Source organism: Streptomyces sp. NPDC004539 (assembly GCF_040610055.1).
Taxonomy (GTDB): domain Bacteria; phylum Actinomycetota; class Actinomycetes; order Streptomycetales; family Streptomycetaceae; genus Streptomyces.
Genome location: NZ_JBEXLS010000027.1, coordinates 73,645 through 94,265 on the forward strand (window position 1 = coordinate 73,645; position 20,621 = coordinate 94,265).

Sequence of the window (20,621 nt, forward strand, 5' to 3'; positions counted from 1 at the left end):
GACTCGTTCAAGTAGGTCAGTCGAGCGGCACTCAGTGTCTGACCAGGGCGAGGATCGCATCTGTCATGTCGGCCGTTGGTCAGTGGACCGTCGGCGCACGTCACAGGGCTGCCGATCGTGCCCTGGCCAGGAATCGTGCCCTGCTCCACCGACGGGAAGCAGGGCACGAGCGCTGTCAGTCCTGGTTCAGGAACTCCTGGGTCGTGACCGCATTCGCGTAGAAGGGGATGATGTCGGTCACGAAAGAGGTCTGCTGCTCCTTGGTGAACGCCGCGGACGCATCCCAGATGACATTGGTGTGGTAGCCGAGGTCATGAGCGTTGCGCATGGTCGACTCGACGCACTGCCGCAACGCGAAACCCATGACATAGATGTCCTGGATCTGGTTGTGGCGCAAGTAGCTGTCCAGCGTGGTGCCGGCGAACGCGCTGCTGCCTCCGGTGCGCTCGCTGATCACGTACTCATCCGCGAGAGGCTCGAATCCGGGGAAGAACTCCGTCTGCTCGCCCAGGAAGGAGCCGTAGTCGCTCATCATCTTGCGCAGACCGTACTTCGCTGCGCCGAGCGCTCGGTACGTCGGCTCCAGCACCATCTGCACATGGATGACTTCCATGTTCTGGCGACGCGCCTCGGCCAGCACCTCCTTGGAGTTGGCGACAGCAGCGTCGACCTGCTCGCGGTCCTGGAATTGCCCATTGATGGTGCCGGTGGGGGCGAGCCAGTCGTTCAGGTACTCGATCAGGATCAGCGCGCTCTTCTTCATGCTCTGCTCGCTCACTGAATTACTCCTCGTGTTGAATGGTATTTCTGCTGCCGAGCCGAATTTCGTGTATGCCGTTCAGCTCGTTCTCTTGAGGGAGCGCCAACAGGCACATGGGACAGGACCAGAGGGGCTCTGTCCCGCAACGCTGCGTCTGCTTCGCGACGCTCGCGGATGATGATCTTTTTCAGGTCACGCGCTGTCTGCGGATAGCGCTGAGCCGCTGGTACGGCCGCGGTGGCCAATGCCTCGGAAGGCCAATACCGTCGCAGGCGGTCCGGCATCGCCCGGTTTATGCGTGCTGGAGAACCTCGTCGGTCATTGGCCGTCACCCGCTCCCCGAGGGCAACGACGGGGGCGCGGTGCCTTACCGGGAGGCCATGGCCCCTCCCGGCTCAGCCGTCGGCCGTGCTTGCTGTCGGCCGAGCCACCTTTACCTGCGCGTGTCCTGGCAGGGAGGACGTCTTGGGGTCATGGCGGCGTGAACTGGCAGTCGGGGTTCAGGATGCGGTGCTGTAGCGGGCGAGCATGAGGGCGACGGCTTCGTCCACGATCGCGGCGTCGGTGGGGTTGGGCGGGACGAAGTCCGTCCGTACCAGTTGAGGCCACAGGAACTGGCTGCAGATCATGCCGAGGAACTGTTCGGCCACTTCGGATGCCGACTGCGGCTGTCCGTCGGCCGAACGGAAGTCGAGTGTGCCAGCCTGCACTTCGGCGTCCAGGTAGTCGCGGAGCCGGTCGAAGAAGGGGCCGCGGTCGATGGCGAAGCCGGTGCCGACGATATCGGCGAGTTCCGGCATCTGGGGAAGCTCGGTGATGATGAGGCGGCACAGCGCCGCTGTGCCGGGCCGTGCGACCAGGCAGGCGTAGTCACGGCCGATGTGATCCAGACCGTACCGGGGATCACCGGGCGAGGGAGGTTCTGCGTACTCCACATCCAGCTGCCACTGCTCGGAGGTGACGGCCGCGAACAGCGTGGCCTTGGAGGGGTACCGCTTGAAGAGGGTGCCGGTGGAGACGCGGGCCTCCTTGGCGATCTGGGCCAGGGAGGTCTTGTCGTATCCCCGGGCGAGGAAGAGGTCGCGGGCGGCACGGATGATGCGCGCGCGGTTCTCCGCCTTGATCTGCGCGTGATACCCGGCTTTGGTCTGCGCGTCGTCCCCGGCCTGGCACGTATCGCCACCGGTCTCCGCTCGGTCCGCCACCGACATACCCACGCCCCTTGCCCGTCTCCCGGCCGCATCCTCGCTGTCAGAGGATGGTCTGGCCACCGTCCAGGATAAGGTCCTGGCCCACAACGAAGGCCGAGGCATCCGAGGCCAGGTACACGACGGCCTCCGCGATCTCCCCGGGCATACCCATGCGCTCCAGCGGGATGCCGGAGCTGATCGACTCCAGAACCGCCGCCTGCTGCGCGGGGTCGTCGATCCCCAGCTTGGAGTACAGCGGGGTGTGCACCGGGCCGGGGCTGACCGCGTTGAACCGGATGCCGTGCGATTTGAGCAGGTCCGCGTTCCACGACCGCATCAGGGAGCCGAGGGCCGCCTTCGTCGCGGCGTAGGCGTTCGAACGTCCGTAGCCGCCGTGTGCGCTGTTGGAAGCGTTGAGGATGACCGAGGAGGATGTGGTCAGGACGGGCACCAGGGCCTGTGTGAGAAAGAAGACGCTCTTGACATTGATGTCGAAGAGCCGGTCGAAGCTGTCCTCCGTGTGGTCCTCGAACGGCCGCCAGTCCGAGACGCCGGCGTTCAGGAACGCCACGTCCAGCTGCCCGAAGTGCTCACTCACCTGCTTGGCCAGGCCTCGCTGGGCGTCGAGATCTCGCGCATCGGCCTCCACTACCCGCACCTTGTCCCCAAGGATCTGCCGCGCGTTGTCGATGCTGGCCGGGGTGATGCCTGTGACCAGTACGTCGGCCCCCTCCGCGACAAAACGCCGCGCGGTCTCCAGGCCGATCCCGCTGGTGCCGCCGGTGATGAGGGCACTCTTGCCCGCAAGACGATTCATGGTGATTGTTCCTTGCCGAGTCGTAAGGTAAGTCGAAGGACTCACCACATCAAGGTAGCCCCGCACCGCCCCAATGGCAAGTCGATCCACTTACCATCGCCGGTCCGGAGCGGGCGCCGCCGCTCCGGAGAAGGTGTGGGCGAGCCGTGGCCCGCTGGCGAGCAGCGGCTCAACCGTTCGGGCGACCTGCGGCGTTCATCGGGCACCGGGCGGTCGCGTCGCGGCAGCCGCTCGGCGGCCAGACCGTAGGAATCCTCGGCCACGCCGGCAATCAGCCGCTCGGTGACGCCGGGCCCCGGCCCCGGTGAGATCCCGTGGCGTCCGCCGAGGTAGCGGCCCGGTGCAATCGGGGCGTAACCGTGCTCAAGTACCTGCGCGTGCCCGGGTTCGCATTGACCGCGATGACCTGTTCGGCCGGGTCGTCGGTGACGGTCAGGAACACCTTGCCCGCGGCCGTGTACACGTCGAGGCGATTGCTGCTGATCCGCACTTCACAGAGCGGGAAGACGAATGGAGCATGGCGAGGAGGCCGTCCTCGTGGCCGCCGAGGGCAGGCAGCACACCTGCTCCCATGATCAGCGGAGTGTGGGACGGACCGTCTTCATCCGGCTGGCGAGAGCGTACGCGGTGCCCCGGGAGCCCTCTCGGCCGCGGCCCAGGCGTGGCCGGCGGTGCGGCTTCGGGACGTGTGCTGGCGGATCGCGTGACACCAGACGCGCCACAGGTGCCGCCCGGCCGGAGCCTGGTCGGGCCGCACCTGTCGCTCAGGACCGGCTCGGATCAGGCCGTGTCACGTGGTCGGCCCGTACGGCCCCGTTTCCGGCCGTTCGGGCAGCGGGTCGACGAGACCGCCGCCCGTCGACTCCCGCTGGACGGAGGGCCCGGTCGGCCAGACCGCGGGGCAGTGGGTGCCCTTGCGGGGGGTCTTCAGGGTGAGAAGGTAGGTGTTGGTGGCTTCCCGCGCACACGGGCTGCGCCAGTAGACGCCGTGACCGACACCGTCGTACGTGAGGAGCACTGCCTCACGCCCGATCTGACGGGCTGCGTTGGAGGCCCAGACATGCGGGGTCGCCGGGTCGAAACGGCTGTTGGTCATCAGGATCTTCGGGGTCCCTTCGACGTGGAGCCGGCGCGGCGGGTTGGTCACCTCGGTCGGCCAGTCCTGGCAGCCGGTCTGGACCGTCCAGCCGAGGGGACTGACGCGGGTGACGGGGGCGCTGCGGACGAGTTCACGTTCGAAGCGCGCGAGGGTGGCGTACGAAGGAACGTCGAAGTCGTAGTCCTGGCACACCACCGAGAAGAGGGGGAACTCCGTCGGCTCGCCGAACCTTTGACGTGACCGTGCCGCCGCCGGGCCCGCGGCGTCCAGGTCGGCGAGGTCCTGTGCCAACTGGAACCAGGTGTTCGGCCTGTACAAGGGGCCCACGATGAGGTTCTGGACCTCCTGGGGAGTGACCGTGTGGGGCGGGTCCCCCGGCAGGACCAACTCACCGGCTTCCGCGCGCTTGTACAGCGAGTCGAACAAGGCGCGGGCGTCGCGGTCGTGCAGCGCACAGGACGGCGTACGGGCGCACCAGTCGGCGAACTGGCCGTAGGACTCCTCCACCGCCCTGGTCTCGGTCTTCTGGAAGTCCCACATGCCCAGGCTGTGGTCCATGTTGGAGTCGAGGGTCATCGCGCGGACGCGGTGCGGGTAGCGCTCGGCGTACTGCTGGCCGAGCAAGGTGCCGTAGGAGGTTCCGAAGTAGCTGATCCGTTGCTCGCCGAGCCCGGCACGGATCGCGTCCATGTCGCGGACGACGCTGCCGGTGTCCATGTGGTCGACGAGCGGCCCGGTGAGATCGCGGCAGCTGTTGCCGAGCGCACGGTTCGCCTCGCGGAGGGCGGCGAAGGACGAGTCACTGTCCGGGTAGAGCAACTCGCCCTGGGCCGTCAGCAGGTCCGTGTCGCACAGCACCGGGTTGCTGCGGCCGACGCCGCGCGGGTCGAAGCCCACGATGTCGAAGCGCTCCAGCAGTTCGGGCGAGAAGGCGTCGGGGGCGTCGAGCGCGAAGTCCACACCGGAGTTGCCCGGGCCGCCGGGGTTGATCAGCAGCGAGCCGATCCGGCGCTCGGGATCGGTGGCCAGGTGGCGGGCGAGGGCCAGGTCGATGGTGGCGCCGTGCGGCTGCCTCCAGTCCACGGGCACCTGGAAAGTGGCGCACTCGAAGGTGCCTTGGCCGGAGGGTGACGTACAGGGTTCCCAGGCTATGTGCCCTAGCGGCGGGGTCGTGGCCGAGGGAGCGGCCACGGCGGCCCCTGTGAGCAACTGGCCGAACAGAGCGGTGACCAGAGCCCCGACAGTCAGTCGTCTGCGCCCTTTCGAGCGCGGGGTCAGTGGGGGGTTCAATTGCACAGGTATTCCTTCATGAATCGAGAGCTCACTGACGGAGCAAAAGATTGGACTCAACCTGCCTGAAAAAATGCGGACATGACCGGCCGTCAGGCTGTGGCGGACTCGACTTCTCGGAGACGGAACTGGGAGGGCGTCCGGGCTGCCGTGAGACACCGTGTGGCGGCGTGAACGGCACAGAAACGGCGGAGTCGGCCCGCTCCGGATCCACCTCGTTGCGGTCGCCGTGGGTGAGCGGCGACACGATGTCGACCAGGTCGCGCGGATCGTTCTCCGTAGGAGACCACGAGGTCTTCGGCAACAACAGCACGCACTTTTACGCCAGCGGCAAGATCGTCACGCCCCGCCGGCCCGACCTGTGAGGCGCCGACGGGCACGGTGGGCTTACCGCGCAACCGCTGAGCCCTGCGGCGAGGGGGAGGCTGTGCACCGGCCTCCCCCTCGCCGTCGTATCAGTTGGAGCGATCAGGGAAGCCGAGCCTGCCGCTGCCGGAGTCCGTGGTCAGGACCACTGCCCCCAGCATTCCTGGCCCGGCCAGCAGGCGGAGAGGGTATGAACCGTTGGCGATTCCTGGCGGGTGACATTGCTCTGGCCGTTGTCGCCGGACGCCACGCCGACGGCTGTGGCGAGCAGGGCGGCGGTGGCCATGGCCGTGGCCAGGGCCGTGGCGATAGGTCGTTGCATGGCTGCGTTGATTCCTTCGCATTGTGAGTGGGGGATGCGATAGATCATCATCTTGGGAGGGGGTGGGCCACCCGTGAAACAACTTGAAGTTTCAAGTTTTTAGCGGAGGCTCAGCTGATGCACCAGGTCACCGCGGAGCATGTTCGTTCGTCTTTACCGCCCCCGCTGCGGTGGCACGCCCCATTGTTCCGGCGAAGCTGTCAGGGAGGGCGGTAGGCTGCGGACACATGATGGTCGGCAAGCGACACTCCGGGGCGAGCAGGCAGGCCGGACCAGCTGCGGTTCCGCTGTACGGTTTCCAGCCCCCGGTCGGTACTCCCTACGGCCTTGAGGTGAGTACCGTCGAGGACTTCTTCGACCAGCACGACGACTGGCCGTGGAACCCGCCCCGTCCGGGCCGTGCCACCTTCCACTACCTCATCGCGGTCACCGAGGGTGAGCTGCGGCACGACGTCGACCATGTCACGCGGACCGTCGCGCCCGGCCAGTGGCTGTGGGTGCGTCCCGGGCACGTCCAGTGCTGGCATCCGCCCGGCGCGGCCCGCGGCCCGTTCATCCTGTTTGAACCCGACGTGCTGCGGCCCGACCTCGTCAGTCTCCTGGCCCCGCTCACCACGCACGAGGCCCCTGCTGTGCTGACCCCGCACGCCGACGACGCCGTCTGGCTCCAGCAGACGGCACTACAACTCCTGGACGAACACCGCGCACTTGGGCGCCGCCCCCTCGACATCCACCACGCCCTGCGGCGCAGCCTGCTCGAATCGCTGCTGCTGCGCCTGGCTGACTCCTCGGGCATCACTCCCGTCAGCACGGCCCTGGCCGGCGCGGGTCGCGTCGACCGGTACGGGCGCTTCCTGGACGTCTTGGAGCTGCACTTCCGTGAACTGCACCAGGCCGCGGACTACGCCGACCTGCTCGGCTGCTCGGTCCGCACCCTCAGCCGCGCCGCCCGGGACGCCACCGGCAAGCCCGTACGCGAACTCATCGACGAACGGCGCCTGCTGGAAGCCCGGCGCCTGCTGGGAACGGCCCGGTGGGACGCCCGGACGGTGGCCGTCCACCTCAACTTCACCGACCCCGCGAACTTCGGCCGCTTCTTCCGTGACCGCACCGGCCTCACCCCAGCAGCGTATGCCGCCCGCACAGCAAGGACCGATCCGTGAACAGAGCGCGACGGAAGTCCCTGGCCCGACGGAAGGGGTGCGCGTCCGCGGGTGGCTGATCCTGGCTCAGCCGGAGTCCGGGTGGCGCCGCTGGGCACGCAGCCGGGCCCAGCGGTTCAGGCGGCGGCCGACCTCGGCCTCATGACCGTGCTCGGTGGGCCGGTAGTAGGTCTCACGGTCCATGTCCTCGGGGAAGTACTCGGCGCCGGAGAAGCCGTCGGGGGCGTCCGGGTCGTACTGGTAGCCCTTGCCGTAGCCGAGGTTCTTCATCAGCCGGGTGGGTGCGTTGAGGATGTGCGGCGGCGGCATGAGGGAGCCGGTACGGCGGGCGCTTTTGCTTGCGGCGCCGAAACCGCGGTACACGGCGACGGACTTCGGGGCGGTGGCCAGGTAGACGACGGCCTGGGCGAGGGCGAGTTCTCCCTCGGGCGAGCCGAGGCGCTCGTAGACGTCCCATGCGGCGAGGGCCTGCTGGACGGCGTGCGGGTCGGCCATGCCGACGTCCTCGCCTGCGAAGCGGACCAGCCGGCGGGCGATGAACAGGGGGTCCTCGCCGCCGTCCAGCATCCGCGCCAGCCAGTACAGGGCAGCGTCCGGGTCACTGCCGCGCATTGCCTTGTGCAGCGCGGAGATGAGGTTGTAGTGGCCCTCCTGGGCCTTGTCGTACAGCGGGGCCCGCTGCTGGACCTGCCGGGCCAGCCCGGCCACGTCCAGCGGGCCGGTGCCGGTGGGCAGGGACTGGAGCTGCTCGGCCATGTTGAGCAGGTAGCGGCCGTCCCCGTCGGCCAGGGCGAGCAGGGCCTGGCGAGCCTCGACGGTCAGCGGCAGCCGGCGCCCGGTCAGCTCCTCGGCGCGGGTGGTGAGGGTCTGCAGAGCCTGCTCGTCGAGGCGTTTGAGGACGAAGACCTGGCTGCGCGAGAGCAGTGCGCCGTTCAGTTCGAAGCTCGGGTTCTCGGTGGTCGCGCCGACCAGCACGACCGTGCCGTCCTCCACGTAGGGCAGGAAGCTGTCCTGCTGGGCGCGGTTGAAGCGGTGGATCTCGTCGACGAACAAGAGTGTCCCCCGCCCCCGGGCGCGGCGCTGCTGGGCGTCGCGGAACACCCGGCGCAGGTCGGCAACCCCGGAGAAGGTTGCCGACAGCGAGGCGAAGACCAGAGCGGCGGCATCGGCGAGGAGCCGGGCGATGGTGGTCTTCCCGCAGCCGGGCGGCCCCCACAGGACCATCGACACCAGATGCTGCCGCTCGACCATCCGCCCTATCGGCGCCTCGACGCCCAGCAGGTGCTCCTGGCCGACCACCTGACCGAGGGTGCGCGGGCGCAGCCGGTCGGCGAGAGGCCGTGAGAGGTCGTCCACGGCCGGCGCGGTGGTGTCGCTCGTGCCGGTGCTGACGGGGCCGGGATCGTCGTCGAACAGGGCGAGCGCGGGTTCGCTGTGGTCCATGGGGCTGGGCTCTCTGGGAGGTGGCGGTGGCCGGGCGGACAGTCAGGTCCGCGCGGCGGGGCGTCGGCTGCGGGGCGCCGAGTCGAGGGCCAGGTCGTAGGAGTCGGTGACCAGGTCCTCGACCAAGGCCGCGGTGACATCCCGGCCGCCGCTCACCGAGATCCAGTGCTTCTTGTCGAGATACCGCCCGGCGGTGATCGACGGGTACTCCTCCCGCAACCGCCGCCCGTGCTCCGGCTCCGCCTTGACCGTGATGATCCGCTCACCGGGATCGTCCGTGACGATCAGGAAGACCTTCCCGGCGACCTTGTAGACGTCCAGCTTCTCGGTGAAGGGGCGGCTGCTGCCGGTGCCGGGCAACGCACCGGCCGCGCGACGTGCCGTCTGCTGCAGCCGTACCCCGGTGAGGGTCATCGCGGGGCCCGGTCTCCGCGGGCGTACGTCGCCGGGTCCACCGGCTGCTGTACCTTCGGGAGTCCCGCGACCACCAGCCGGTAGGAGTCGGTCACCAGTTCCTCGACCAGGCCGGGGTCGAGGGAGTCGCCACCATGCAGGGTGATCCAGTGCCGTTTGTTCATGTGGTAGCCAGGGGTGATCTCGGCGTGCTGCTCTCGTAGCGCCGCCGCCTCGTCGGGAGCGGACTTGAGGATCACCAACGGCTCCCCGGTGACGTCGGTCGTCAGCATGAAGACCTTGCCGCGCACCTTGTGCACGTCCCATCCCTCACCGAAGGGATGCTCAAGTGCGGTGCCGGGCAGGCCCTCGGCGCACTCGGCGGCCGTCTGCTGCAGCTTCTTTCCGTTCACGTTGTTCAGCTCCTTAGCCCATGTATGAAGGGTCCCTCAGCAGCGGCAGGCCGAGGGTTACCCGTCTCCGGCCCTGTTCTCGCAGACACTCACGAGGAGCCTCTGCTCGCGGCGCAGGGGTGCACCCATGGCCGGGCGGCACTTCCCCGGTTAGGAGGCGATCTTTTCCGTAACGGTCTGGGCGAATGCCCAGTTGGAGTGCACGATGCGCCACTGATCATCTTTGAGGCGGTAGCCGTGCGTGGCGTTCCAGGCGCGGAGCTGCTTCTCCTTGCCGTTCTCGTCGAGAACGAAGGTGTTCAGGTTGTAGGCCAGGACGGCGAAGTCATTGCTGTCGCTGACGTGAACCTGTGGGTTGAGATACTCGCTGCGCACGATGTGCGGGTTGGAGTAGATGGAGTCGATCCATGCGATGACCTTGTCCCGACCGACCACCATGTTCTTGAGGATCGGGTCGAAATAGCTGACTTCCTCAGCGAACGCGTCGAGGTAGCCACGGTTGTCGCCGATGCTCCACCGCTCGTTGAAGGACTTCTCCAGCTCGATGACGGTCTTGGTGATCTCGTCCTTGCTGACGCTCATCCCATCCCTTTCGGTGGTGCGCTGGCCGGCGGTCTCCGCCCGGCGTGCGCCTGCGCAATCGTCAGACGCTGCCCTGCGGCTGTCCGGGCCTCACCAGCCATGATTTCCCGGGACCGGGCATCTCGGCCCGTGGCCTGCAGACACATGATGGTCAGGGACGGACAACCCAGTGCCTTTCGACGGCGTCCGCCTGCCGCGGGTCGGCTCCGCTCGTGTCCGTGCTGCAGAGATTGGGTCGGCACCTTCCAGGCGGGCAGCTGGAAGGTGCACGCCGAGGGCTCGGTGTGGCAGTGCGGACGCACCACCTGGTCGCCCTGTTCAACGAAGCCTGGGGCGGGGCAGGAGTCGGTCAGTCCGGTGGGCCAGGGCCCTGGACGTGGCAACTCCGCCCGTTGGTTGACGATCCCGGTTGTTTCCGGCTGGGTCTTAGTCGACAGCCTCGATGGTGACGTCAACCGCGCCGTCGTACTTCTTCAAGGCATCGGCCCCCGAGTCGATTTCGCCGAGGATGATCTGGCCGGGCTCGGGGATGGACTCACCGTCGTGGGCGTAGAAGACGGCAATGTCGGGACCGGGTGACCAGTAGACGATGTTGCCGATCTCGTAGCTGAACCGGGGCGTGCCCCCTGCGGCGAGAGACCGAGGCAGGTGGCCGTACTTCTCGCGCTTGAACAGGTCGTTCATCTGCAGCGTGAGCGGAAGCAGCGAGGCGAAGTCGCGTGCCGTCGCGTTGTCGTCGAGGGTTGCGGTGAGGACGGTTTCTCCGGCCGTCAGTCGGATTCGCATAGGGGTTCTGCTCTCTGGGGTGTTGTCGGAGTGATGGTCGGCAGCCGACGCGTACGCCACATCCATCGGGCCGCAAAGGTCGGTTCGGCGTGGATCGTGACGGTAACGTTCACAACGCCAAGATGGCAAGTCCGTCAACTTACCATTCGGCTTGGGGCTGGCTAGGGACGTGCCCAACATGGTCGGCGCGGGTCGCGTCGACCGGTACGGGCGCTTCCTGGACGTCTTGGAGCTGCACTTCCGCGAACTGCACCGAACAGAGCGCGACGGAAGTCCCTGGCCCCATCCGTGCGGGGCTGCCAAGTGGAGGCGGAGGGCCACTCGGGCTAGGGTCAGACCAAGTTGGGGACATGCGGCATCCCGGGCGCGCTGCGGAGCCTCCACCGCTCACCTTCCCAGTGCCCTCCGGATGAACTCCTCACGGGTCGCGCTGGAAGCGCGCGACACGGCCGCATGATCCACCGTCATGTCGAACCCGTGGAAGCCGCCGCCCCACATGTGGAGATCGACACTTACTCCCGCCTCGGACAGGCGGCCGGCGTAGATCAGGATTTCGTCGCGGAACCCCTCGGCTGAGCCGGTGTCGATGTAGGTGCGCGGCAGCCGGCTGAGGTCCTCGGCGCGGGCCGGCGCGGCGTAGGGCGACACGTCCGGGCCGCCGCGCCGCTCGCCCAGTACGGAGGTCCACGCGTACAGGTTGCTGTGGCGGTCCCATACGCCTTCGCGGTCCACCATGCGGCTGCTGTGGGTCTCGAAGCGGTCGTCGAGCATGGGGCAGATCAGAATCTGGTGGCTGAGCCTGGGGAAAGCGCGGTCGCGGGCGAGCAGCGCGGTCCCCGCCGCGAGGCCGCCGCCGCCACTGACTCCGGCGATCAGGAGGCGCTCGGTGTCGATACCGAGCTCGGCCGCGTTCTTCGCCATCCACACCAGCCCCGCGTAGCAGTCCTCGACCGGCGCGGGATCGGGGTGATCCGGCGCCAGCCGGTACTCGACCGACACGACGACCGCACTCCCCTCGATCACATGGGGAAGGAGATGACTCACGTGGTCCCGGCGTCCCCCCATGATCATCCCGCCGCCGTGGAGGCTGAGGATGCCTCCCCTGGGGCCTCGGTCCTCGACGGGGCTGAGGATCAGCACCGTGATGTCCGGCTCGCCTTCCGGCCCAGGTGCCTGGCGCTCCTCCACCCGCACCCTGCCGCCCGCCGTCAGAGCCTCCGAATCCAATGCAGGGGAACCCGCGGCGATCTGCCGCCGGATCTCCGGCAGGGTCTGATCCGTCAGGGCCGGAAAGACAGCGCCCCGCGCCTCCTCGACGGGCGCGAGCTCCGGGTCCAGCGGGGGCCGGATGGTCGTGGCGCCGAAAAAGTCTGGCTCCGTCTGTTCTGTCATCTGTTCTCTCTTTCGGATACCCGGGCACCGCTGAGGCTCGCCGCTGGGCTGAGGAACCACTGCGCACGATGTGTGCCGCAGCCTTGCTGCGCCCCGCGATCAGTTCTCAGTCGTCCAGGACGACGACGTGCTTGCCCGGCGTGGTGCCGGACTCGACGTCGGCTTGGGCGTCACGGACCCGTTCCAGGCCGTGGTAGACCTTCGCGACCGGCACGTTGAGGCGCCCTGCGGCGATGGCCTGGAGCTGGTGGGCGAAGACGTCTGCCGGGAGGTCGGCGGCCTCACCGCCGTAGGAGGTCAGCCGCACCCCGCCCGGGATCATGAACGGGCTGAAGTCGGGGATCGTCCACTGGCCCGCCAGGGCTCCGGTGAAGCAGACCGTGCCGTGTCGGCGGACGGTACGGAGGGTGTCGGGGAGGACCGAGCAGCCGACCAGTTCCAGGGCGGCGTCGGCGCCGTCCGGGATCAGCTCGCGCACCTGGTCGGCAAGGGTGCCGTTGTCGACGAGGGGGTGGTCGACGCCCGCGGCCCGCAGCTCCCCCGACCTCGTCTCGCTGCGGGTGGTGGACAGCACGGTGGCTCCGAGGTCCTTCGCGATCGTGGCCGCGCTCAGCCCGACCGTGGAGGTGCCGCCGCGGATCAGCAGCGTCTGCCCGGCCTTGAGGTCCAGGCCGGTGGTCAGCGACCCGTAAGCGGTCTGGAACATCTCCGGCAGCGCACCGACGATCTCCCACGGCAGGCCGGTCTCGAACGGGATGACCTGCGCCGCGGGGACGGTCACGTACTGGGCATACGCACCGTCGTAGGCGCGGCCCATGCCGCCCATCATCGTGGCCACCTGCTGTCCCGGCCGCAGACCGCTGTCCTCGTCGGCCTCGTCGACCACGCCGACGCCCTCGATGCCGGGCACCCGCGGATAGGTGACCTCCGCGTCCGACTCGCCCTTGCGGGTGGTGACCTCGGATTCGTTGACGCCGAATGCCTTGACCTTGATCCGCACCCAGCCGGGCTTGCGGACAGACACCGGAACGTCCTTGATGTCCAGTGCCTCCAAGCCGCCGGGCCGGGTGACGACGACGGCCCTCATCGTCGCCTGTGCGGCCTCGCCGGCTGCTGTCGATTGCCTCATGTCGAGTACCTCACTCCGTGTCTTCCCTGCGTCGTCCGTATCGCCCGCCGGCCGTCAGGGACGGTCGATGCCCTCCCACAGGTCGAGGACCTGCTGGTAGTGAGCGGTTCCCTCGAAGGGAGAGTTGCCGACGGTTTCCGAGGTGGGCTTGTCCGTGACCGCGGGCCACAGACGGGAGTGCTCACCGGTGGCGAAGTCGAGCACGATGTCGCGAATACGCGTGTCCCGGCCGGCCTGCTCCGCGCTGCGGCCCGGCTTTTCCTGGCCGACCAGGGCGTACATCTCGGTGCCGTGCACGGCGGGCGCGCCCTCGGCAGGGCCGATCACGAGGAGGCGGGCGTTGCCGCCGGCGGCGGCGTGGGCCAGGGCGCCGCGGGCGGCGGGGATCGCGAAGAGGTAGTCCGCCATGACCGCGGCGCGGACCTCGGCCGGGGTACGGCCGCCCTGGTCGTAGGCGTCGACGATCTTCTGCGCGCGGGAGCGGGAGATGCGCCACCCCGCGACCTCGTCGACGACGCGGTCGACGGTGCCCGGGTCGAACCGGTCGAGGTCGTTCGCCACCCACCAGCCCATGTCGTCGCTCGCCATGCTCAGCAGCACGTCGACATCGCGGTGCGCACCCGAGGCGAGGACGTCCATGGGGTGGGCGTGCACCACCGCGCCGGGCTGCCCGATGTCCAGGACGACGCCGGTGGCCTTGTTGTCCACCCCGCCGCGGACTCCGAGGTCCGTCGGGAGGACCTTGCGCAGCGCGTCCCGCAGGGAGAGGGGGTCGAGGTCGAGGACCTTCTCCGGGTTGTCCGCGACGCCGAGTTCGGTGACGAACAGGTGTGCGAGTTCCTCGGCCCACCAGGCCGGGATGGAGCGCGCGGGCCCGCCGGAGAACCCGGCCAGGCGCCGGTACAGGCCGTCGGCGGAGGAGGCGCCGAGCAGCCCGAAGGTGGAGTAGGCGCCGCCGCTGTGGCCGTAGACGGTGACGTTGTCGGGGTCTCCGCCGAAGTGGCCGATGTTCCGCTGGATCCAGGTCAGGGCGGCGATGATGTCCTGGAGGAAGAGGTTGCTGGCCTCGGCGAGCTTCCCGCCGTACTGCGAGAGCGAGAGCGGGCCCAGGGCGCCGAGCCGGTAGTTGATGGACACGCCCACCACGCGCCCTGTCGCGGCGAGACCGGCGGCGTTCGAGGTGATCTGGGTGTTCGCGCCGTACTCGAACCCGCCGCCGTGGATGTACACGGTCACCGGGAGCGTTTTGCCGGCCGGCTGCTCGGGGGCCCACACGTTCAGGTTCAGGCAGTCCTCGCCCATCCCGCTGTCCGCTTCGAGCCAGTCGCCGCTGTCGGGCTGGATGGACACGACGCCCTTGCGGTCGTACGGGAGACTCGGATCGAAGTCCGCGACCACGGGGCGGCGGTACCGCTCGGCGGTGGCGTAGGGGATTCCCCACCAGGACCGCACCCCTGGGGTCGTCGGAGCCTTGGGCGTGGTCTCGGCCATGGCGTGAGATTCCTTCCGGTGCGGTTCGGGTGTTGCGCGCGGCGTGTCGGCGGCTGGTTGCCAGCGGGGACGTCTCCCATCGTTTCCTGGGATCCGGCAAATCGCTCGGCGAGCGGCGGCCACCCGGTGGTCACCAGGCGACATTTCTCCTCGCCTCGTGCTCGTCGTCGGGGCTGCCGCGGCGGCCCCGACGACGAGCAGGGGTCACACGAGCCTGACCGGCCCGGCGTCGATCGGCAGACGGACCAGGAGATAGGGCTTGCGGCGCAGGTCCTTGCCCTCATGGAAGGCCGACTGCCGGTTGACCTGGTTGGCGATGGCGTACAGGTGCCGGTCCGATGCGACGGACAGGGTGTCGACCCAGACCAGGCCGGGCCCCTGGGCGAGGGTCCGGTAGGTGCCGTTCGGGTCCCTGCGCCAGATGGCGTTGTGTTCCAGGTCTCCGCCGTAGAGCCGCCCCTTGTCGTCGCTCTCCAGGCCATCAGCCATGGGCTTGAACCCGAGGTCCTCTACCGTCGCCGCCACCTCGGCGTCCGTGGCGTCCGGGTCAGCGAGGGCGTCAGTGGCCACGCTGTACAGCCGGCGGCTGGACATCGGGCAGTAGTAGAGGCGCATGCCGTCGGCGCTCAGAGCGATGCCGTCGGAGCCGATCTCGTAGTACGTGGGCTCGCCGTCCGCAGGGCGGAACATGAACGGCTCGCCCTCGATGACCGGGAGGAACTGCTTGTCCGCGAGCGCCGAGGGATGGCCGGCCAGCCGCCGCCAGGAGCGGCCCGTCGCGAGGTCGACCACGATGATGCCGTTGGAGCCGCCCGAGTCGGTGATGAACGCCATGCCCTCGGCTCCGCGCCGCAGGTCGAAGCGCACGTCATTGGGGTAGCTGTTTGACGGCACCACCTCGCGCGGGAAGAGGATCTTCCGTACGATCCGGTCGGTGTGCAGGTCGACGGCCACGAGCTTGGGGCCGCCGTACGAGGAACCGGCGAACAGTGGGCTTCCGGTGTCGAGGATCCACAGCCGGTCGGCCCCGTCGACGACGACGCTCTGTACCGACTGGAGGTGTCCGGCCAGGTCGGAGGCATCCTGGCGGTTCACCTTGGCGTCGGGGTAGGCCACCGGTCTCCCGCCCCGAATCTCGGCGACGGTGAAGGGGACGTCGTCCCCCCAGCGGGGAAAGTTGACGAAGATACGGCCGTGGCGCGAGACAGTGACACCCGTCGGCATCGGTCCCCAGAAGCGGGCAACGACCGTGGGCTGTGCGCCGGTTGGACGACCGTTTGGAGCAACGGCGGCGGCAGGCCCTGCGAGTTGCGTGGCGGCCAGCGACGCGGCGGTCGTCGCGAGGAACGTACGTCGTTTCATGTGAGCGTCTCCTGCTGAGTCAAATTGCTGCACGGGACGGCGAGTTGCTGCATCACCTGGACACGCGAGGGGATCCACCGGACGGCGGTGCGGCCTTAAGTGCCAGGGCCTGGGTGAGGAAGAAGACGCTCTTGACGTTGATGCCGAAGAGCCGGCCGAACCTGTCCTCCGCGTGATCCTCGAACGGCCGCCAGCACGCAAAGTGATGGGCGGTGATTGTTCTTCGCCGAGCCGCAAGATAAGTCGATGAACTTACCTTCGTGAAGATAGCTCCCGCACCACCCTCATGGCAAGTCGATCCACTTACCTTAGGTTGAGGGCGGCCCGGCCTCAGTCCTCGGGGCTGAGGTGATTTGGCTCTATCCGAGGCCATTCCTTGAGAGAAACACTTGATCCACGCAGCGGCTTGCCCCGAAGGCGGTACCGGCGCAGCCCCCCCCCACGCAGGAAGAATCACTTTGCCAATGACAAAGCAACCACCAAAGCGTGCTCTGAACAGTCCCCTGGCGATGCTCCTCGCCCTTGGGGCAGGGCTCGGGATGTTCGCCGTCTCCGCCGGTTCCGCCGATGCCGCACTACAGCAGCCCGACGGGGGCCTGGTCCCGCTGACGGTCCAGGGCGGGCCGGCCAGCCTGCCCAGCGGGACCAACAGCGTCAAGGTCACCCTCACAGGGGCCGGTTCGATCTGTACGGCCGTCAACGGCACCAACAACATCAACTCTGGCTTCCAGGTCAGAGAGGGCAATCAGATCACGATCGACACGTACACCGACAGGGCATGCCAGGGGACACAGACCGGGCCCGGCATCGCCTACAGGCTGAGCTACAACGGGCCGAACCCGAGCAGCAGCTTCTCGCAGGTGTTGGTCAGGGGACAGAACGCCGCCGTCTTCGTCTGCTCCAACAGCGGCTGGACCGACGGCAACGTCGCCACATGCCGGGCTGCCTGAACATCCGTACGTTCCGAGAACCACTGGTTCTGCGTTCTTGCCGTCTTCTCTCCATTTCGTACTCGAAGTAAGGAACCGCAATGAGCATGCTCACTCGCGCGCGCCGTATCGTTCCCGTCGCGTTGCTGGCGGGAGTATCCGCCGTGGCACTGGCGGCCTCGCCCGCCTCCGCCGCCGTCAGCCAGATCAACGTCAGCACGTCGGCCATTCCGAGTGGGGCCAACTGCGTCTACATCACGGCGGAGCCCCCGTCCGGCTCCGGCCGGATCAGCAGCGCGCTGTCCTTCAACGTGGGCGGGAGTTTCCAGACCGGCAGCTTCCCGGTGAATGCCGGTGAGACCGTCCGCTTCGAGTGGCACAAGAACAACTGCGGCCCGCAGTCCATACTGCGGACGAACTCCTACGTCGCGCCGAACGTGACCACCTGGAACATCACCTGATCCCCGCCCGCGGGCTCTGCCCGTGGCGCCCCTGAGAGACGGAGCCGGCCGGTTCATGCGAACCGGTCGGCTCTTTGCCGGGCTCGCCCTGACGTCACGGACGACCGGGCGCAGCGGGTTCGAGGTGCCCCAGCCAGCGCAGGATCGCCTCCGACTGGCTCCGCACATCGAGCTTCCGGTAGATGCGGCTCAGATAGTTCCTGACGCTCTTGTCGGTCAGGAACAGTTCGCGGGCCACATCCCCGACCCTGCGGCCGGAGGTGAGTAGGTCCATGACCTGACACTCCCGCGGCGACAGCAGTGGCCGCAAGCCAGACATCACGACGCCCGCAGCGGCGGGTTCTTCATGCTCCTTCCCTGCTCTGGACCTGGCCCCGGCTGCCAGCCTGATCTGCTCCGCGGCGATTGCCGGGTCGAGGAAGCTGGCGCCACGGTATGTGCCCGCAAGTGCCTCCACGAGCAGATACAGGTACCTGTTCTCCAGTAGATAGCTCACCGCCCCGAGGTCCAGTGCCAGGGACACGTCGTCCCAGTCGAGCCCGGGCGCGAGTACCACGGCGGGCGGCAGGGGCCCCTCCGTCTCGGCTGCGAAGCGCTTCAGTTCCTGCGCCATACCGATGCCATGGAGCAGCAGGACGCCGTCGCTCGGACATATGTCACTCGGCTCTCGCACGAGCCTGACGTCGAGTTGGGCGAGGGGGGCCGGTATGACGCTGTTCCTGCTGAAGAGAGCTATGGGTGACGCTGTCGCATCGACCGGGACAGTTCGGTAGTCGTTTTGATCGTGCACGATTTCTCCACGTGAGAGAGGGTGCGGAGCCGTGGGGGTGACTCACTCCGACGCTACTTGAAACTTCTAGCACATTACTCACTCGCAGTGGTTTTTCGGAATGTCACATGAAACGGCGCCCGCCGCGGAGCAGCCCTGGTCTCGCTCACACGCCTGCACGCCGACCAACAAGACGGCTGGACAGGTCTGTCCCACCGACGCAAGCGCCCGGCGGCGCAGGCCCCGCGCAGCACATCGCCACAGAACTGCTGCGTCTGCGGTGATGCGCACCTTGAACCTGAAGCTGAGCAGTTGGCGGTTCCGGTAACGCCTGGCTTCGTGGGCATCGAGGGTGATCAGGTCGTCTACGAGTATCTGAGCAGTGCCGGAGACCTGGCCCAGCAACGGCAGTCTCCGTCGGGCGAACGGATGCGGCTCGCCTCGGGGCTGCGCGAAGTGATCGACCGCCGCGCCAGGGCCCCGGTCGACAGTCTGGCCTCCGTACGCCGCATCCTCGACCGCGTCGGCACCCTGGCCGATGTGGTGGCCGACACGGACACCCTAGCTCCCGCCACGGCCAAGACTGCGACGGTGTTCGCGCCCTTTCCTTCCGACGGCGACCCCGACCCGCCGCCCATGGATCCGAGGTGAACCAGGGGTCTTCGAACTTGGGCGGTGTGCCTCTGCGTGTGCGCTGACTGACTGTCACAGTCTGTGACGGTTGTGGCAGTTGCCGGTCTCTGATACAAGGCGCCCGTGGTCCTGGGTGATCATTTCTGTTCTCTACGCAGAAGGATCACTGGGGAGCCACGGGCTTGGTCAACGATACGACGTTGCTGCTGGACCTCGACGGGGTGTCCGTCATACGGGTCGAGCGGTGCGAGGACGGTGGCCGCCGGGTCCACCTGGCCACAGCGGATGCCTCGGCCCGGGCCTGCCCGGTCTGTGGGGTCTTCGCGTCCCGGGTGAAAGGCTCCGCGACCACCCGGCCCCGCGATCTCCCCTATGGCGAGCGCGGGTTGGAGTTCTTGTGGCACAAACGGCGCTGGTGGTGCCGCGAACCGGCCTGTCCCCGGAAATCGTTCACCGAGCAGATCCCGCAGATCCCGGCCGGCAAGCGGCTGACCGGGAGGCTACGGAGTACGGCCGGACGTCGGATACGTGATGCCGGCTCCACGGTCATCCAGGCCGCCCGCGATCTGCATCTGTCCTGGTCGACCGTGATGGACGCTTTCAGGACCGCTGCCCACGAGGTCGTCGAGGCGCCGCTGCCCGAGGTCGGGGTGCTGGGCATCGATGAGACCCGGCGCGGCAGGACCCGCTGGGAGCAGGACCTTGAAACGGGCAAGTGGCAGCTGACGCGGGACCGGTGGCACACCGGGTTCGTCGACGCGCTCGGTGTCGGTGGCCTGCTCGGCCAGGTCGAGGGCCGCACCGTCGCCGACGTGCTGGCCTGGCTGTCCACCACACCCCTGACCTGGCGCAACAGCATCCGGCACGTGGCCATCGACATGTCGGCCACCTACCGGGCCGCGATCCGCACCGGCCTGCCGAACGCAGTCGTCGTGGTCGATCACTTCCACATCGTGCAGCTCGCCAACAAGATGCTGTCCCTGGTCCGGCGCCGCACCACCGCCGAGGTCCGCGGACGACGCGGACGCGCCACCGACCCCGAGTGGAAGGCCCGCCGACGACTCCTGCGCAACCGCGAGGACCTCACCGACGAGCAGTTCGCGCAGATGTGGAACCCGCTCCTGGACGAGGGGAAGATCGGACAGACTCTGCTGACCGCCTGGATCGCCAAGGAAAGCCTGTGCACCCTCCTTGCACTGGCCCGCACCGGCGCCGACCGTCACCATATCGGCCAGGCCCGCTACAAGTTCCTCACCTGGCGCGCGGACGCCGACATCCCGGAAGTGCGTACCCTCGCCACCACCGTGGACCGCTGGTGGAACGAGATCGCCGCGTTCATCGACACCGGACACAGCAACGCCAAAAGCGAGGGCTTCAACCGCGTGATCAAGCTCGTCGCCCGCGCCGCCTTCGGGTTCCGCAACGCCACGAACCAGCGGCTACGCACACGCTGCGTCACAACCCGCCGGGCCCGCGGACACCTCCGCACCGCTCAACTTTGAAGACCCGCCATACCCCGCGCCCAAGCTGCTCGATCCCCCGGCGGCAGCCGTCTCACCATCAGACGGCACGGGAACCGGCGTATTCACCGGGCCCTCCCCGGCCAGCACCGACACGAGCTCCTCACGCCCCACCCGGGCCCGCTCGACTCGCTCCCGCGCGGCATCCACCTCCGCCTGAGCCTGCTCCAGGACCTCCATCCAGGACTCCAGATCCTGCCTCGCCCGCGCCTCACGCTGTTCCATCAACCCCAGCACCGACGGCATCGCACCCTCCTCGATCCACAACAAGCCGCCCGCTGCCTGCCCCTACCCCACGCTGATCATGCCCC

General features: G+C 68.2%; 21 protein-coding genes. 6 read left to right on the forward strand and 15 right to left on the reverse strand.

The annotated features are described in order from the left end of the window. Positions 1-175 precede the first annotated feature (175 nt). From ABZX85_RS39660 to ABZX85_RS39675, 4 genes are all read right to left on the reverse strand, one after another. Complete coding sequence (locus ABZX85_RS39660; RefSeq protein WP_355880401.1) at positions 176-778, reverse strand: isochorismatase family cysteine hydrolase; 603 nt, start codon at positions 776-778, stop codon at positions 176-178. A 482-nt stretch (positions 779-1,260) separates the two neighbouring features. After that, positions 1,261-1,971, reverse strand: a complete 711-nt coding sequence (locus tag ABZX85_RS39665; RefSeq protein WP_355880404.1) for a TetR/AcrR family transcriptional regulator — start codon at positions 1,969-1,971, stop codon at positions 1,261-1,263. Positions 1,972-2,011: 40 nt separating this feature from the next. Beyond that, the gene (locus tag ABZX85_RS39670; RefSeq protein ID WP_355880406.1) at positions 2,012-2,767 is read right to left on the reverse strand and encodes an SDR family oxidoreductase; all 756 of its coding nucleotides are present in this window, start codon (positions 2,765-2,767) and stop codon (positions 2,012-2,014) included. Between the two features lie 790 nt (positions 2,768-3,557). Beyond that, positions 3,558-4,949, reverse strand: coding sequence for an alpha/beta hydrolase (locus tag ABZX85_RS39675; protein WP_355880408.1), 1,392 nt, complete (start codon positions 4,947-4,949; stop codon positions 3,558-3,560). A gap of 377 nt (positions 4,950-5,326) precedes the next feature. Between ABZX85_RS39675 and ABZX85_RS39680 the strand changes: the two genes are divergently transcribed. Next, positions 5,327-5,521 (forward strand): hypothetical protein, encoded by a 195-nt coding sequence (locus ABZX85_RS39680; protein ID WP_355880634.1) that lies wholly within the window; start codon positions 5,327-5,329, stop codon positions 5,519-5,521. A 140-nt stretch (positions 5,522-5,661) separates the two neighbouring features. Here ABZX85_RS39680 and ABZX85_RS39685 read toward each other — a convergent pair whose 3' ends face one another. Then, entirely contained in the window at positions 5,662-5,844 is a 183-nt protein-coding gene (locus ABZX85_RS39685; protein ID WP_355880410.1) for a hypothetical protein, read from the reverse strand. Positions 5,845-6,071: 227 nt separating this feature from the next. On the opposite strand from ABZX85_RS39685, the gene ABZX85_RS39690 reads away from it, so the two are divergent. After that, positions 6,072-7,007: an AraC family transcriptional regulator gene (locus tag ABZX85_RS39690; RefSeq protein ID WP_355880413.1), complete on the forward strand. Its 936-nt coding sequence runs from the start codon at positions 6,072-6,074 to the stop codon at positions 7,005-7,007. Positions 7,008-7,073: 66 nt separating this feature from the next. On the opposite strand, the gene ABZX85_RS39695 is transcribed toward ABZX85_RS39690, so the two are convergent. The 9 genes from ABZX85_RS39695 to ABZX85_RS39735 form a co-directional block, all read right to left on the reverse strand. Then, positions 7,074-8,450 carry a replication-associated recombination protein A gene (locus tag ABZX85_RS39695; protein ID WP_355880416.1) on the reverse strand — a complete coding sequence of 459 codons (1,377 nt, stop codon included), beginning with the start codon at positions 8,448-8,450 and terminating at the stop codon, positions 7,074-7,076. Positions 8,451-8,492: 42 nt separating this feature from the next. Continuing rightward, complete coding sequence (locus tag ABZX85_RS39700; RefSeq protein ID WP_355880419.1) at positions 8,493-8,864, reverse strand: MmcQ/YjbR family DNA-binding protein; 372 nt, start codon at positions 8,862-8,864, stop codon at positions 8,493-8,495. Further along, positions 8,861-9,256: an MmcQ/YjbR family DNA-binding protein gene (locus tag ABZX85_RS39705; protein WP_355880422.1), complete on the reverse strand. Its 396-nt coding sequence runs from the start codon at positions 9,254-9,256 to the stop codon at positions 8,861-8,863. Before ABZX85_RS39705 ends, ABZX85_RS39700 begins: the two co-directional genes overlap by 4 nt. Positions 9,257-9,406: 150 nt before the next feature. Further along, positions 9,407-9,838 (reverse strand): nuclear transport factor 2 family protein, encoded by a 432-nt coding sequence (locus tag ABZX85_RS39710; protein WP_355880425.1) that lies wholly within the window; start codon positions 9,836-9,838, stop codon positions 9,407-9,409. A 426-nt stretch (positions 9,839-10,264) separates the two neighbouring features. Then, positions 10,265-10,624 (reverse strand): cyclophilin-like fold protein, encoded by a 360-nt coding sequence (locus ABZX85_RS39715; RefSeq protein WP_355880428.1) that lies wholly within the window; start codon positions 10,622-10,624, stop codon positions 10,265-10,267. A 387-nt stretch (positions 10,625-11,011) separates the two neighbouring features. Continuing rightward, a complete protein-coding gene (locus ABZX85_RS39720) occupies positions 11,012-12,016 on the reverse strand; it encodes an alpha/beta hydrolase (RefSeq protein ID WP_355880431.1) in 1,005 nt (334 codons plus the stop codon). A 106-nt stretch (positions 12,017-12,122) separates the two neighbouring features. Continuing rightward, positions 12,123-13,145 carry a zinc-binding dehydrogenase gene (locus ABZX85_RS39725; RefSeq protein ID WP_355880434.1) on the reverse strand — a complete coding sequence of 341 codons (1,023 nt, stop codon included), beginning with the start codon at positions 13,143-13,145 and terminating at the stop codon, positions 12,123-12,125. A gap of 54 nt (positions 13,146-13,199) precedes the next feature. Beyond that, entirely contained in the window at positions 13,200-14,636 is a 1,437-nt protein-coding gene (locus tag ABZX85_RS39730) for a carboxylesterase family protein (RefSeq protein WP_355880437.1), read from the reverse strand. A 204-nt stretch (positions 14,637-14,840) separates the two neighbouring features. Next, positions 14,841-15,998, reverse strand: coding sequence for an L-dopachrome tautomerase-related protein (locus ABZX85_RS39735; protein WP_355880440.1), 1,158 nt, complete (start codon positions 15,996-15,998; stop codon positions 14,841-14,843). 509 nt (positions 15,999-16,507) lie between these two features. On the opposite strand from ABZX85_RS39735, the gene ABZX85_RS39740 reads away from it, so the two are divergent. Further along, entirely contained in the window at positions 16,508-16,948 is a 441-nt protein-coding gene (locus tag ABZX85_RS39740; RefSeq protein WP_355880443.1) for a hypothetical protein, read from the forward strand. Between the two features lie 80 nt (positions 16,949-17,028). Beyond that, complete coding sequence (locus ABZX85_RS39745) at positions 17,029-17,388, forward strand: hypothetical protein (protein WP_355880444.1); 360 nt, start codon at positions 17,029-17,031, stop codon at positions 17,386-17,388. A gap of 94 nt (positions 17,389-17,482) precedes the next feature. Here ABZX85_RS39745 and ABZX85_RS39750 read toward each other — a convergent pair whose 3' ends face one another. Further along, positions 17,483-18,178 (reverse strand): response regulator transcription factor, encoded by a 696-nt coding sequence (locus tag ABZX85_RS39750; protein ID WP_355880447.1) that lies wholly within the window; start codon positions 18,176-18,178, stop codon positions 17,483-17,485. A gap of 291 nt (positions 18,179-18,469) precedes the next feature. On the opposite strand from ABZX85_RS39750, the gene ABZX85_RS39755 reads away from it, so the two are divergent. Then, positions 18,470-18,808 carry a hypothetical protein gene (locus ABZX85_RS39755; protein ID WP_355880450.1) on the forward strand — a complete coding sequence of 113 codons (339 nt, stop codon included), beginning with the start codon at positions 18,470-18,472 and terminating at the stop codon, positions 18,806-18,808. Positions 18,809-18,972: 164 nt separating this feature from the next. Next, entirely contained in the window at positions 18,973-20,292 is a 1,320-nt protein-coding gene (locus tag ABZX85_RS39760) for an ISL3 family transposase (protein ID WP_355880453.1), read from the forward strand. The last annotated feature ends 329 nt before the right edge of the window (positions 20,293-20,621 follow it).